Below are 13,391 nucleotides of genomic sequence, written 5' to 3' on the forward strand. Positions count from 1 at the left end.
GCTATTCCTTAGGCAAGACGTCCTCAGGCGAGACGGGGCATCCACCAGCCGGGAGCAGCACCCTGCCCCTTGAGATAGGCGTTGAGAAGCGCCTCGTCCGTCTGGCCGTTCAGCGTATATTCGGCAGCGTGAATGCCGCCGCTGATATAAAGAAGGTTGAGACCACTCGCAATCGCGCCCTTCACATCCGTCGGCATGCCGTCACCGATGGCAAGCACGCGATCCTTGGCGAAGGCGCCGCGCACTTCTTTCGCCGCCGCAAGGCAGGCTTCATAGATCGGTGCATGCGGCTTGCCGGCAATGCGGACCTCGCCGCCGAGCTGTTCGTAGTAAGCGGCCATGGCGCCGGCGCAGGGAATGATGCGCTCGCCGCGCTCCACCACCAGATCGGGATTGGCGCAGATCATCGGCACGTTGCGGGCAATGAAGCCCTTGAGCATTTCGGTATAATCCTCGGGCGTTTCCGTCTCGTCGTCGAAAAAGCCGGTGCAGACCACGGACTGCGCTTCCGCCTCGCCGACGCGCTCGACATCGAGACCGTCCAGCAGCGGCAGATCCCGTTCCGGGCCGAGCAGGAAGACTTTTTTCGGACCTTCCGCAATCAGACCGCGGGTGACGTCACCGGACGTGATGATACGGTCATAGGCCTCATCCGGCACGCCGAGAACGCGAAGCTGGGCGATGACGCCGGGAGCGGGACGCGGCGAATTGGTGATGAGCACCACCGTCTTGCCGGCCTTGCGCGCTTCCCGCAGCGCAACCGCCGCATCCGGAAAGGCGCTGACGCCATTGTGCAGCACGCCCCAGACATCCGAAAGAATAACGTCGAACCCAGCCGTGATTTCGCCGAGAGTGAGAATGCGATGGGCCATGAGATGCTTTCCGGATGCGAGAAGAGGGTGAGCGTGACATCGCAAAGCGGGACGCCGATGGCAAGGAAAAAAGCGCCGCCAGACCGGTCTTTGGCCCGCCTGACGCAGCATGAACACAAATGCCCCTTAGATGCGATGCGGCTGCAACGGGCAAAAAGAACGACGCCGCCGCGCCCGTCCACGCATGGGAAATTTCTGTCATGGAACGCTGATAACCATAAGCCATGAAATTTTTCAGACAGGGCGTTCTTGACTCCGGCAGAAGCCCTCCTTATCTCGGTTCCGCTGGCACTCGATAAAGGAGAGTGCTAACACCCATCAGGCGAGTTCCAAAAGCTCGCGCAGTCATTTGATCGAGGGATTAGACAATGACAAGCACCAATTTCCGCCCGCTTCACGATCGCGTCGTCGTTCGTCGCGTTGAGTCCGAAGAAAAGACCAAGGGCGGCATCATCATTCCCGACACCGCCAAGGAAAAGCCGCAGGAAGGCGAAATCGTCGCCGTCGGTTCCGGCGCACGTGACGAGGCCGGCAAGGTCGTCGCTCTCGACGTCAAGGTTGGCGACCGCGTTCTGTTCGGCAAGTGGTCGGGCACCGAAGTCAAGCTCAACGGCGAAGACCTTCTGATCATGAAGGAAGCCGACATCATGGGCATCATCGGCTGATTTCAGTCGACCCATCGTTTCCTTAAATTTCAAGCCGGACCCGGTCCGGCCATTCGAAACCAGGAGTTTTGAAAATGGCAGCCAAAGAAGTAAAATTCGGCCGCACAGCACGCGAAAAGATGCTCAAGGGCGTCGACGTTCTTGCTGATGCAGTAAAGGTCACCCTCGGCCCGAAGGGTCGTAACGTCGTTATCGACAAGTCCTTCGGCGCTCCGCGCATCACCAAGGACGGCGTTTCCGTCGCCAAGGAAATCGAACTGGAAGACAAGTTCGAGAACATGGGCGCACAGCTCGTTCGCGAAGTTGCCTCCAAGACCAACGACATCGCCGGTGACGGCACCACCACCGCGACCGTTCTGGCCCAGGCCATCGTTCGCGAAGGTTCCAAGGCAGTTGCTGCCGGCATGAACCCGATGGACCTGAAGCGCGGTATCGATCTGGCCGTTGCTGAAGTCGTCAAGGACCTTCAGGCCAAGGCCAAGAAGATCAACACGTCTGAAGAAGTTGCGCAGGTCGGCACGATCTCCGCAAACGGCGAGCGTCAGATCGGTCTCGACATTGCTGAAGCAATGCAGAAGGTCGGCAACGAAGGCGTCATCACCGTTGAAGAAGCCAAGACCGCCGAAACCGAACTCGAAGTCGTCGAAGGCATGCAGTTCGACCGCGGCTACCTGTCGCCCTACTTCGTGACCAACCCGGAAAAGATGGTTGCGGACCTCGAAGACGCTTACATCCTCCTGCACGAAAAGAAGCTCTCGAACCTTCAGGCCATGCTGCCGGTTCTCGAAGCTGTCGTTCAGACCGGCAAGCCGCTCGTCATCATCGCTGAAGACGTCGAAGGCGAAGCTCTTGCAACGCTCGTCGTCAACAAGCTGCGTGGCGGCCTCAAGATCGCTGCCGTCAAGGCTCCTGGCTTCGGCGACCGCCGCAAGGCCATGCTGGAAGACATCGCCATCCTGACCGGTGGTACCGTCATTTCCGAAGACCTCGGCATCAAGCTCGAAAACGTTACCCTCGACATGCTCGGCAAGTCGAAGAAGGTTTCGATCTCCAAGGAAAACACCACGATCGTTGACGGCGCCGGCCAGAAGTCCGACATCGAAGGCCGTGTTGCCCAGATCAAGGCCCAGATCGAAGAAACCACCTCCGACTACGACCGCGAAAAGCTGCAGGAACGTCTTGCCAAGCTCGCTGGCGGCGTTGCCGTTATCCGCGTCGGCGGTTCGACGGAAGTCGAAGTGAAGGAAAAGAAGGACCGCATCGACGACGCTCTCAACGCGACGCGCGCTGCCGTTCAGGAAGGCATCGTACCGGGCGGCGGCGTTGCCCTGCTGCGTTCGTCCACGAAGATCACCGCAAAGGGTGAAAACGACGACCAGGAAGCCGGTATCAACATCATCCGCCGCGCTCTGCAGGCTCTGGTTCGCCAGATTGCAGACAACGCAGGTGACGAAGCTTCCATCGTTGTCGGCAAGATCCTCGAGAAGAACGAAGACAACTACGGCTACAACGCCCAGACCGGCGAATATGGCGACCTGATCCAGCTCGGCATCGTCGACCCGGTCAAGGTTGTTCGCACGGCTCTGCAGAACGCAGCTTCGGTTGCTTCGCTGCTGATCACCACCGAAGCCATGATCGCCGAGCTTCCGAAGAAGGACGCTCCGATGCCGGCAATGCCGGGCGGCGGCATGGGCGGCATGGACTTCTAATCAGTCCTGTCACCGGAATAAGGAAAGGGCGGTCTTCGGATCGCCCTTTTTCTTTGCCGCCCATGCGTGATTGACGGAAGGCGGCACATCTTATCGGCGTCATCCTCGGGCCTGTCCCGAGGATCTGCAACCGATTGATTTTATTCGACGTGATTACATCCTCGGCACAGGGCCGAGGATAACGTCGAGGGAATGTTGACCCTCCACTACTGTCTTTAAAAAGGCTGCCGGCCGTCCGGAATTTAAATCGGACGGCAGTGGGACAGGCCCGACGATGACGCCGGCGCTCTCGCGAGAGATGCCTCATGAAATCAACAGGTTGCACAATTCTGAAGGCCAAAAACTGAAAGGTTCGTGTATTGTCCCGTTTTGGAACAGGCATGATTTTATCCGGCTATTTTTTGCAGCCCTATGCAATAATGGGGCACATTCAAGAGCGAATCACCACCTCATACGGGGTCGATTTCCACTCGGACCGGCTCATAAGTGCGCTATTTAGTTGTGCTTTTTCGCATGTCTCGCGATTTTGAAGAAGAAATACATAATATTTTTGATTTTCTCACTGGCTGGTTGTTGTAGGTAGGGGAAAATAAACTATAAGTCACCCCCCGTAAGGGTTCCGCGACGGGGCGGCCAGCATTGAAGGGGTTTCGATGCCTGGCAAACACGTTCGACTGCGGGTGGCGGTAAAGGTTCAACCTGGCAGTGGCGCTTGAAGTGGCGGCGCTGGCACGTGTTCATGCGGGGGCGCGATTTGTTTGAAATATCAAGACGCAACGATGCTCTGCCTGCGGCGGTAACAACCACGCCCGATCCCCGGACCCTGTCGCATTTCTTCATGTCGGAGGAGTGGAGCAGCGATCTTTCCAGTGGCGTCATCCGGCTCGGTGAACACGCATCGTTCATGCACGGGCTGCCGCCGGGCGAGTGCGGATTGCTCAGCCTTGTCCGATGTTACGACCGCGCTGACCACGCCCGCGTTCTGGAACTTTTCGAGCAGGTTTCCACCGCACCCTCACGTTTCTGTTTTTCAACCGGCCTCTCCATCTTGCCGGCGATGCGGCAGCCGGTCATCTGCATGGGTGAATCTTCCGGCTTCGAAGACGGGCAGCAAGGGCGCATATCAGGGCTTTTCCTGTTTCCGCGCTTTGAGGATATTCGCTTCGCCGCCTGAACATAGCGGGAGAGACGCTCAGTACCGTTCACAAAATGAAGACGATTTGTCTTCTATTGTTCATCTTTATGGGCGGATGATTTTCGGTCATTGATATCTCCAGACATTGCAGTTCAACCGGCGACACGCCGACTATTTACCGGAGATATCCATGTCCAGCAGCCAGAACGTTCTCGTTCTCATCGCCCGTATTCTGCTTTCCTTCATCTTCATCACGTCGGGCTTCAGCAAGCTCGTCGATCCGGCCGGCACGGCCGGCATGATCACGGGTGCCGGCCTGCCCGCCGCAACCGCGCTTGCCTATATTGCAGGCCTGTTCGAACTCGTTGCCGGTCTTGCCATTCTCGCTGGTTTCCAGACCAAAATCGCTGCCTGGGCGCTTGCCGTCTTCTGCGTCTTCACCGGTCTGGTGTTCCACAGCGGCACCGTTGCCGTTCCCGGCTGGCCTGAGCCGGCTCTTGGCTGGATCAACACGCTGAACGGCATCATGATGGTGAAGAACATCACCCTTGCCGGCGCTTACATCCTGCTTGCCGCCTTCGGCCCCGGCGCCTATTCCGTCGACGCTAAGCGCGGCGTGGCTGTTGCCCACGCATAAGCCAAATAAATCGACCAACAAAAAAGCCGCCGGATCGCTCCGGCGGCTTTTTTGTTTTCTATCGTCAGACCGCCGCCCTTATGCGCGAGGCGATCTCCTGAACCGCCGCATCGCCCTCATGTTCAGGCTTGCGGGCACGCACAAAGCAGGCTTCCGAGCGAACAATGATACCGTCTGAGAGGATTTTCAGGTGGTTGGCCTTCAGCGTCGAGCCGGTCGAGGTGATATCGACGATGATATCCGCCTGCCCCGCCGCCGGTGCACCCTCGGTCGCGCCAAGGCTTTCAACGATGCGATAAAGCTGAATGCCGTGCTGGCGCGAAAAGAACTGCTGCGTCAGCCGCCAATATTTGGTGGCGATGGCGAGCCTGCGGCCATGACGGGCGCGGAATTCCGAAGCGACATCGCCAAGATCGGCCATGCTGTCCACATCCAGCCAGATTTCCGGCACGGCGACCACGACATCCGCATGGCCGAAACCGAGGCGGGCGCAGAACTCCACCTGCGCATCGGCATTGGTCAGTCCCTCGCGCACGAGGTCCTCACCCGTTACGCCGAAATCCACGGTGCCAGCGCCGATCTCGCGGGCGATCTCGGAAGCCGACAGATAAGCGATCTCGATATCGTCGCGCCCTTCGATGCGACCGCGATAGGAGCGGTCATTGCCGACAGCCGCGACTTTCAGCCCGGCGCGCTCCAGAACGGCGGAGGCGTCTTCCTTCATCCGGCCCTTGGAGGGCAATGCGATGGTAATCATGGCTTGTCGCTCCCGCGCACCGCTTCGATGCGATCCAGCCAGAGCGAGAAGCCCACGGCCGGGATTTTTTCCTGTGCGCCGAGCAGGGTCAGCAGCCGGTCGAAACGGCCGCCACCGGCCAGAACGCTGTCTCCGCCCGCTTCCACCACCTCGAAAACGAGGCCGGTATAATAATCGAGCGGACGACCGAAGGCCGCGCCATAGGTGACGGTTTCGAGATCGACACCGGCATTGGCAAGCGCTGCGACGCGTTTGTCGAAAGCGGACAGCGCGCCATCCAGTTTCAGTTTCGCCTTCGCGGCAAAATCCGCCAGAACCTGCGACGCCTGCGGCAGGGGCGCCTTCAGGGCCAGGAACTGCTTGAGCAACGCAAAGCTTTCATCCGGCAGGCGCGTGGCGGCAAGCGCCAGTTTTTCCCGCAGGCGGCGGGCGATTTCCTGCGGCGCACGGCTGGCATTGGTGGAATAGCCGGTTTCCTGCATCACCGTATCGAGATAATCAACCAGCACCGCCTCGTCGCCCGTCGCCAGCAGGCCGGCGACCCGGGCATCGAGGCCGGTCATCGGCTTGGGATGCACAAGGCTTTCCAGCAACGCGTCGAGCTGCGCCATATCGCCGAAGGCCTGCACCAGACGCTTCTGCCAGCCAAGCGGCAGGCCAAGGGCGGCAACCACCGCTTCGAACACCTGCTGGTCGCCCAGCGTGACGGCAAGCGCCCGGCCCGGCAGCAGGCGCTGCAGAATGCCGGTGGCATCGATGACGGCACGGGCATCGGCGGCGGCGATATCGGTATCGCCAAGATCTTCGATGCCGGCCTGATAAAACTCGTTGGCACCTTCGCGGCGCTGGCGGAAGACTTCGCCGAGATAGGAATAACGCTTCGGCGTGCCGGTCGCCGTTTCGATATGGCGCAGGCAGACCGGGATGGTGAATTCGGGGCGCAGACACAGGCTCTCACCCGTTTCGCTCTCCGTCATGAAGATACGGCGGCGCAAATCCTCGCCGGCCATATCCAGAAACGGTTCGGCGGGCTGGATGACGGGCGTGTTCACACGGCTCGTGCGGCGCGCGGCGAATTCTTCCAGTAGCTCTCCGGAAAATTCCGGCATGTCGATCAGGGGCATGGAACGGTACTTTTCGTCACGGTTCGAGCGGCTGCATCATTTCGATGCGGTTTCCGAAGGGATCATGGACATAAAACCGGTGATACCCTTCAAGCGGCTCATCCTCAACCACATGGCAGCCTGCTGTTTCAAGTGTTTTTCGCAAGGCTGCCATATCATCGACCAGAAAGGCCGGATGGGCTTTCTTCGCCGGGCGGAAATCCAGCTCGACGCCGAGATGCAGTTTTATCGAACCCCGGCTGAACCAGCACCCGCCGCGTGCGGCCAGATTGGCGGGCTTGGCCTGCTCGGCAAAACCGAGCAGACCGCCATAAAAAGCGCGCGCCTCATCCTCACGGCCCGCCGGCATCGCCAGTTGAACATGGTCGAGCGCAAGGATCGCCATGGCTTCAGCGCCCTTCGGCGGCGCGGCGAACGTCCTCTGCCTGATGCTCCAGAATCTCGCGGACCTTCGCCACCAGATCGGCCTCCGGTACGCTGACCTGCGCCACGCGCGCCTCGCGCCAGCTGGCATTGTCCTCGATCTCGCCGGACAGGCGCTTGCCTTCAATCAGATCCTTGATCTGCACCACACCTTCGGCGCGCTCGTCACCGCCCTGGATGATGGCGATGGGGGAGCCGAGACGGTCGGCATATTTCAGCTGGTTACCGAATTTCTTCCAGTTGCCCTGATACATTTCGGCGCGGATGCCCTCGGCGCGCAACGCCTGCGTGAAGCGCTGGTAACGACCCATGCTCTCCACATCGCCATCCATGACGGTGATGAGAACGGGAGCGAGCGGCTTGACCTGACCGAGCTTGCCGAGGTTCTTCAGCGCCGTCATCAGGCGCGAAACGCCGATCGAGAAGCCCGTCGCCGGAACCGGCTGGCCCATGAAGCGCGAAACGAGACCGTCATAACGGCCGCCGCCGCCGACGGAGCCGAATACGACCTTTTCGCCCTTTTCATTGGTGACGTCGAATGTCAGTTCGGCCTCGAAAACGGGGCCAGTATAATACTCAAGACCACGAACACACGATGGATCAATTTTTATTCGATCGGGACCGTATCCTGCAGAACGGACTAGCGGCTCGAACTGTTCAACCATTTCGTTAAGTGCATCATCATAAGGCAAATGATCCAATCCGCCATACGGATCAGGAACACCACCATTGTTAAACGTCATATCGTTCAGTCGTTGACGCAGATCGGACGCAGAAGTCGCCATTGTAATACTGACAAGATATTGAATTTGCGGATCGCTTAATCCAACACCCTTGGTGAAGTCGCCGGATTCATCCTTGCGGCCGGGGCCGAGCAGCAGCTTCACCCCTTCAGGACCGAACTTGTCGAGCTTGTCGATGGCGCGCAGCACATTGAGACGTCGACCGGCATTGTCCTCCCCGCCGAGACCGATGGCTTCCATGACGCCATCGAGCACCTTGCGGTTGTTGACGCGGATGACATAGTCGCCGCGCTGAATTCCGAGCGCTTCCAGCGTATCGGCCATCATCATGCACATTTCGGCATCGGCCTGCACGCCGGCGGCGCCCACCGTATCGGCATCGAACTGCATGAACTGCCGGAAGCGGCCGGGGCCGGGCTTTTCATTGCGGAAGACATAACCGGCGCGATAGGTGCGGTAGGGCAGCTGGATTTCGTTGAAATTTTCCGCGACGTGGCGGGCGAGCGGCGCGGTCAGATCGTAGCGCAGGCTCATCCATTGATCGTCATCGTCCTGCAGCGAAAACACGCCTTCGTTCGGACGGTCGCTATCGGGCAGGAACTTGCCGAGCGCATCGGTATATTCGAACAGCGGGGTTTCCACCGGATCGAAGCCGTAAAGCTCGTAGACCCTGCGGATCTTCTCGATCATCTCATTGGTGGCATGAATATCGGCAACCGAGCGATCCACGAAGCCGCGCGGCAGGCGGGCTTTCAGTTTCTGAGGCTTTTTTGCTTTTTCGCTCATGGGGCCGATCCGATATTTTCCTGAAATCAAGCCGGTGTATTAGAGGATGAAGCCCGGTGCGGCAAGCCGCAAAGGCTCCGGTTTTACTGGCTCACGCAGCCAAGCGGGCTATATGGGATACATGTATCCCAATTCGGATCGGGAAGGACGCGACCCATGAGCAAACAGACGGCCATCCGCTTGCCTGATGAGACCTATGAGCGGCTGAAGGCGCTGTCCGAGCGCACCGGCCGCACATCCGCCTATTACATCCGCGAGGCGATCGAGAAACATATCGAGGATATGGAAGATCTCCATCTCGCCGAGGAAGCGACACGGCAGCGCATCGCCAATAAAGAACGCACCTATACTCTGGAAGAAGTGATGCGTGATCTTGACCTGGAAAATTGAGTTTCAGCGCGCTGCTGTCAAACAGCTGGGCAATTTAACGAAAAGCGATGCCAATCGCATCGTTTCTTTTCTAGCGGACCGCATTGCCAAAGATGGCAACTCTCGAAGGACCGGCACCGCCCTGCAAGACTCCGAGCTTGGAAATTTCTGGCGCTACCGGGTGGGCGATTACCGCATCATCTGCGATATACAGGATCACAAGCTCGTCGTGCTGGTGGTCGAAATCGGCCATCGCCGTTAAATCTACCGATAGGCATTCATGATCCTCGAAGCCCTGCAATATGCCGCCACACGCGCGGTTACGCCGAAAGAATTTCGGCCGCATATCCGCTATTCCGTGAACCTCTGGGCGCGCGCCAACCGCTGCGCCAAAGCCTGGGCGGAGCATGAAAACAACAGCCGGCAATTCGTGCTGCAATCGGCCAGAAAGCTGAAGCAGCGGCGAACGGCCGTGGTGCTTGGGTCTGGCCTGTTGCGCGATGTGCCCTATGATGCGCTGGTGGCGATGTTCGATACCGTCGTGCTGGTCGATCTGGTGCATCTCGCCAGCGTGCAGGCGAAGCTGCGCCTCAATGCGAAAAAGAATGTCCGCATCGCCAACCGCGATCTTTCCGGTTTTGACGATGTTCTCGCCGGCCGACAGGCCGAACCGCTCGATTTCCTGCGGCGGGTGCCCTATCTCGATCTCGTGGTATCGGCCAATCTCCTGTCACAGATCGGCACCGGCGCACGCCACCGGCTGGAGCGGGAAAAGATCGCAAATGCCCCGGACGATCTTCTGCCGAAGCTCATTCACACCCATCTGGAAGCGCTGGCTGGCCTGCCCTGCAAGGCCTGCCTGATAACGGACACCTCCTTCGACGTCATCGGCAAAGACGGCAACCTGCACCAGCACGAAGACCTGCTGCATGGCATCGAGCTTCCTGCCCCCGCCGCCGCATGGGAATGGCCGCTTGCCCCGTTTGGCGAGGAAAGCAGGGATTATCGCATCGTGCATCACGTCATCGCGCGTGAACTGACCTGATCGTCATGCTTATTCCATAATTCCAGCGGTAAATTCACGCCATGTCCCAGGTGGTCCGCACATTGATGTTCCTTGCCTGCCTGCTATACGGCGCAATGCCGGCGCAGATGGCGATGAGCATGCCGACGGCCACAGGCATGGCAGCTTCCTCGCAGGTGCAGATGAAACATGACGATGTCCATTCGCATCGAGCCGCTGATCGGGACCAAGGATCTCAGGCGCATGCGGAGAATGGGGCTCATGGAGCGGGCGCGGGCGGTTGCTGCCCGCATGGTGACGATGCCGCACATCCCGGTTCCTGCGCCGCCTGCCTGATCGTGGTTCCGCGAACGATCTTCGCCGATAGCGGCCGAATGACATTCGCCTATCCGAAGCCGCAGCGCGGCATCGTCTTTGACGGCAAGGCTTCCGCGCCGCCGCTACCGCCTCCCCGCGCCTGACCCCAGATTTTTTCAGACCCATCTTCGAAAAATCCGTCAGACACAGGAAGGATAATCCATGTCTATCAAGACCATCACGCTCGCCGCCGCTTTCACAACCGTCTTCGCCATGCCGCTTTTCGCACAGGAAGCGGGCGGCCATGCCGGACATGACATGTCAAAAGGCACCATGAGCGACAGCGCGTCCACCAAGGCCTTCATGGAAGCCAGCAAGAAGATGCATGGCGATATGGCCATCGATTATAGCGGCGATGCCGATGTCGATTTCGTGCGCGGCATGATCCCGCACCATCAGGGCGCAATCGATATGGCCAAAGTCCAGCTCGAATACGGCAAGGACCCGGAAATCCGCAAGCTGGCCGAAGAGGTCATCAAGGCACAGGAAGGCGAGATCGCCATGATGAAGGCCTGGCTGAAGTCCAAGGGCAAGTAATTGATGCTGACGAATGGGGAACGCCGGTTGCGGCGCTCCCCTTTTCTTCTCCCCGCCGGGGAGAAGGTGGCCCGAAGGGTCGGATGAGGGGGTTAGCTCTCGGTCTATCTCTACCGTCGCCCCCTCATCCCGCTGTCGCGGACTTCTCCCCCTCGGGGAGAAGAAACAAGCGGCGGCCTTCCTATGCCAACGGTGCCACTCGCCACTCTGCTACAACCCCGCAAGTCCGGCCTTGTAGTCCTCCGAGGCCGCACGGCTGAGGCGCTCCAGTTCCATGGCCGCCCGGCTGGTATGACGTTCCTTGTGACGCAGCAAAGCGAAGTTTCGGGCAGGCAGATCGATGCCGGCTCGGACAAGCAATCCCTGCCGCAAAAACAGCGAGGCGACAGAGGCGGAAACTGCCGTGGCCGCACCGCCGGAGCGTGCCGCCATCACCACCGCTTCGTTGGAGGGCAGTTCGAGCATGACGGAAAGCTCGCCGGGGTCCACCCCCATCTGCCGCACCGCCGCCTCGAAGGCGGAGCGGGTGCCGGAGCCCTGTTCGCGCAGAACCCATGAGGTGCCGTAGAGCATATCGAGCGCGGTGAGGTAACGGCCATCCGCGAAAGGATGGGCCGAACCGGTGACGACCAGAAGCTTGTCGGACACGACCGGCTGCACCATCAAAGCCGGCTCATCGATCCTGCCTTCGATGAAACCGACCTCGGCCAGACCGTCAAGCACGGCCTGTGTCACCGTTTTCGTATTACCGATATCGAGCCGCACGGTCACGCCCGGATAAAGTTTTTTGAACTGCATCAGGATCGGCGGCAGCCAGTAGCTTGCAATCGTCTGGCTGGCGCAGACGGTGATTTCGCCCCGCGTCAGCCCGCCCATTTCGGAGAGAATCAATTCCGCATTGCGCACACGCGCCAATGTCGCCTTCGCTTCACCCAGAAACACCCGGCCGCTTTCGGTCAGTTCGATGTTGCGGCCGACCCGGTGAAAAAGCTCGACATTATAAAATGCTTCGAGATTCTTGATGGCGGAGCTGACGGCGGAGGCGGTCAAACCGATGGCTTCGGCGGCCCTTGTGAGGTGCTCGCGTTCGGCAACGGCGATGAAGATGCGGAGTTGTTCGAAGGTCATGGCTTTTCATTCGATTTTATCGAATAATATATGCCATATTATTTGATAGAATAAAACAGGTGGCTACGGCATTGTCTGGCCATGGCACACCATCGCACCCTCGCTCATCCCTTTCAGTTTTCGCTTCGCTGGCTCACCCCGCTCCTGCCGGGCATTCTCATCTGCGCGGCGGTCAGCTGCGCCGCCATTCTGGCGGAGCGCTTTCAGGTGCGGCTTGCGGGCCATGCATGGCTCGGCGATCTGGTGCTCGCCATTCTGATCGGCACGCTGCTGCGTTCGCTGGTGTCGCTGCCCGCGGTCGCTTCGGCCGGCATCAAATTCAGCGCCAAGACCCTGCTTGAAATCGCGGTGGCGCTTCTCGGCGCGTCCTTGAGCCTTTCCATCCTCAAAGGTGCCGGCGGTTTGCTGATCGGCGGCATTGCGCTGATCGTCGCACTGTCGCTGATCGTCAGCTATGCCGCCGGGCGGATGCTCGGTCTGCCGCCCAAGCTTGCGACGCTGATCGCATGCGGCAACTCCATCTGCGGCAACTCCGCCATCGCCGCTGCCGCGCCCGCCATCGGCGCCAAGCCGGAAGATGTCGCCGCCTCGATTGCCTTCACCGCGGTTCTCGGCGTCGCCGCCGTGCTGCTGATGCCGTTTCTGCCGCAGCTTCTGGGTCTCGACGCCACCCAATATGGCATTTTCGCCGGCCTGACGGTCTATGCCGTGCCGCAGGTTCTGGCCGCCACAGCCCCGCTCGGCGCAATCGCCGTGCAGACCGGCACCATCGTCAAGCTCATCCGCGTGCTGATGCTGGGGCCGGTCATCGCCGCCCTCTCCGTCATCCATGGCCAGTCCGGCACGGAACGCCTGAGATTGCAGCAGATGGTTCCGTGGTTCATCATCGCCTTCGTGCTGATGATCATGGCCCGGTCCTTCGGCCTCATTCCCGAGGCTCTGATCGGCCCTGTCGCCTCGCTCTCCAACATCCTCACCATCATGTCGATGGCGGCGCTGGGCCTTTCGGTCGATATTCGCAGCCTTCGTCATGCCGGCGGCAAGGTCATCGTCGCCGCCAGCCTGTCGCTCGTGTTGCTTGGTGTTCTGAGTTTCGGCCTGATTGTGCTAACCCAGGCGGCTTAA

At 59.8% G+C, this 13,391-nt stretch carries 16 protein-coding genes; 10 read left to right on the plus strand and 6 right to left on the minus strand.

Features of this window, described 5'->3' with window-relative positions:
* Positions 1-23: 23 nt before the first annotated feature.
* Positions 24-872, minus strand: a complete 849-nt coding sequence (locus ACQZ5N_RS20790) for a TIGR01459 family HAD-type hydrolase (protein WP_059760748.1) — start codon at positions 870-872, stop codon at positions 24-26.
* A 368-nt stretch (positions 873-1,240) separates the two neighbouring features.
* Here ACQZ5N_RS20790 and groES point away from each other — a divergent pair, with 368 nt between their 5' ends.
* The 4 genes from groES (at position 1,241) to ACQZ5N_RS20810 (ending at position 5,018) form a co-directional block, all read left to right on the plus strand.
* Entirely contained in the window at positions 1,241-1,537 is a 297-nt protein-coding gene (groES, locus tag ACQZ5N_RS20795) for a co-chaperone GroES (RefSeq protein WP_004440196.1), read from the plus strand.
* Between the two features lie 74 nt (positions 1,538-1,611).
* Complete coding sequence (gene groL / locus ACQZ5N_RS20800; RefSeq protein WP_063947704.1) at positions 1,612-3,246, plus strand: chaperonin GroEL; 1,635 nt, start codon at positions 1,612-1,614, stop codon at positions 3,244-3,246.
* 739 nt (positions 3,247-3,985) lie between these two features.
* Positions 3,986-4,420, plus strand: a complete 435-nt coding sequence (locus tag ACQZ5N_RS20805) for a hypothetical protein (RefSeq protein ID WP_035236127.1) — start codon at positions 3,986-3,988, stop codon at positions 4,418-4,420.
* Between the two features lie 151 nt (positions 4,421-4,571).
* On the plus strand, positions 4,572-5,018 hold the full coding sequence (locus ACQZ5N_RS20810; protein WP_020812639.1) for a DoxX family protein: 447 nt from the start codon (positions 4,572-4,574) through the stop codon (positions 5,016-5,018).
* Between the two features lie 64 nt (positions 5,019-5,082).
* Here the strand turns inward: ACQZ5N_RS20810 and hisG are convergent, their stop codons facing one another.
* The 4 genes from hisG to hisS are packed head-to-tail and all read right to left on the minus strand — an operon-like array spanning position 5,083 to position 8,851.
* On the minus strand, positions 5,083-5,775 hold the full coding sequence (gene hisG, locus ACQZ5N_RS20815) for an ATP phosphoribosyltransferase (protein ID WP_020812640.1): 693 nt from the start codon (positions 5,773-5,775) through the stop codon (positions 5,083-5,085).
* Positions 5,772-6,899: an ATP phosphoribosyltransferase regulatory subunit gene (locus tag ACQZ5N_RS20820; RefSeq protein WP_020812641.1), complete on the minus strand. Its 1,128-nt coding sequence runs from the start codon at positions 6,897-6,899 to the stop codon at positions 5,772-5,774. The genes hisG and ACQZ5N_RS20820 overlap by 4 nt, the downstream gene beginning before the upstream one ends.
* A 16-nt stretch (positions 6,900-6,915) precedes the next feature.
* Positions 6,916-7,284 carry a VOC family protein gene (locus ACQZ5N_RS20825; RefSeq protein WP_448733973.1) on the minus strand — a complete coding sequence of 123 codons (369 nt, stop codon included), beginning with the start codon at positions 7,282-7,284 and terminating at the stop codon, positions 6,916-6,918.
* A gap of 4 nt (positions 7,285-7,288) precedes the next feature.
* A complete protein-coding gene (gene hisS, locus ACQZ5N_RS20830; RefSeq protein ID WP_448733974.1) occupies positions 7,289-8,851 on the minus strand; it encodes a histidine--tRNA ligase in 1,563 nt (520 codons plus the stop codon).
* A 156-nt stretch (positions 8,852-9,007) separates the two neighbouring features.
* Here hisS and relB point away from each other — a divergent pair, with 156 nt between their 5' ends.
* The 5 genes from relB to copM all read left to right on the plus strand — a co-directional run bounded on the left by relB (position 9,008) and on the right by copM (position 11,138).
* A complete protein-coding gene (gene relB / locus ACQZ5N_RS20835) occupies positions 9,008-9,241 on the plus strand; it encodes a type II toxin-antitoxin system RelB family antitoxin (RefSeq protein ID WP_448733975.1) in 234 nt (77 codons plus the stop codon).
* Positions 9,225-9,482 carry a type II toxin-antitoxin system RelE family toxin gene (locus ACQZ5N_RS20840; RefSeq protein ID WP_448733995.1) on the plus strand — a complete coding sequence of 86 codons (258 nt, stop codon included), beginning with the start codon at positions 9,225-9,227 and terminating at the stop codon, positions 9,480-9,482. The genes relB and ACQZ5N_RS20840 overlap by 17 nt, the downstream gene beginning before the upstream one ends.
* Positions 9,483-9,500: 18 nt before the next feature.
* A complete protein-coding gene (locus ACQZ5N_RS20845) occupies positions 9,501-10,265 on the plus strand; it encodes a hypothetical protein (RefSeq protein ID WP_448733976.1) in 765 nt (254 codons plus the stop codon).
* 168 nt (positions 10,266-10,433) lie between these two features.
* On the plus strand, positions 10,434-10,580 hold the full coding sequence (locus tag ACQZ5N_RS20850) for a hypothetical protein (RefSeq protein WP_448733977.1): 147 nt from the start codon (positions 10,434-10,436) through the stop codon (positions 10,578-10,580).
* Between the two features lie 183 nt (positions 10,581-10,763).
* A complete protein-coding gene (copM, locus tag ACQZ5N_RS20855) occupies positions 10,764-11,138 on the plus strand; it encodes a CopM family metallochaperone (RefSeq protein WP_448733978.1) in 375 nt (124 codons plus the stop codon).
* 210 nt (positions 11,139-11,348) lie between these two features.
* On the opposite strand, the gene ACQZ5N_RS20860 is transcribed toward copM, so the two are convergent.
* Positions 11,349-12,266, minus strand: coding sequence for a LysR substrate-binding domain-containing protein (locus tag ACQZ5N_RS20860; protein WP_020812649.1), 918 nt, complete (start codon positions 12,264-12,266; stop codon positions 11,349-11,351).
* A gap of 81 nt (positions 12,267-12,347) precedes the next feature.
* Between ACQZ5N_RS20860 and ACQZ5N_RS20865 the strand changes: the two genes are divergently transcribed.
* Positions 12,348-13,391 (plus strand): YeiH family protein, encoded by a 1,044-nt coding sequence (locus ACQZ5N_RS20865; protein WP_448733979.1) that lies wholly within the window; start codon positions 12,348-12,350, stop codon positions 13,389-13,391.

This window comes from Agrobacterium sp. 22-221-1, assembly GCF_053522445.1.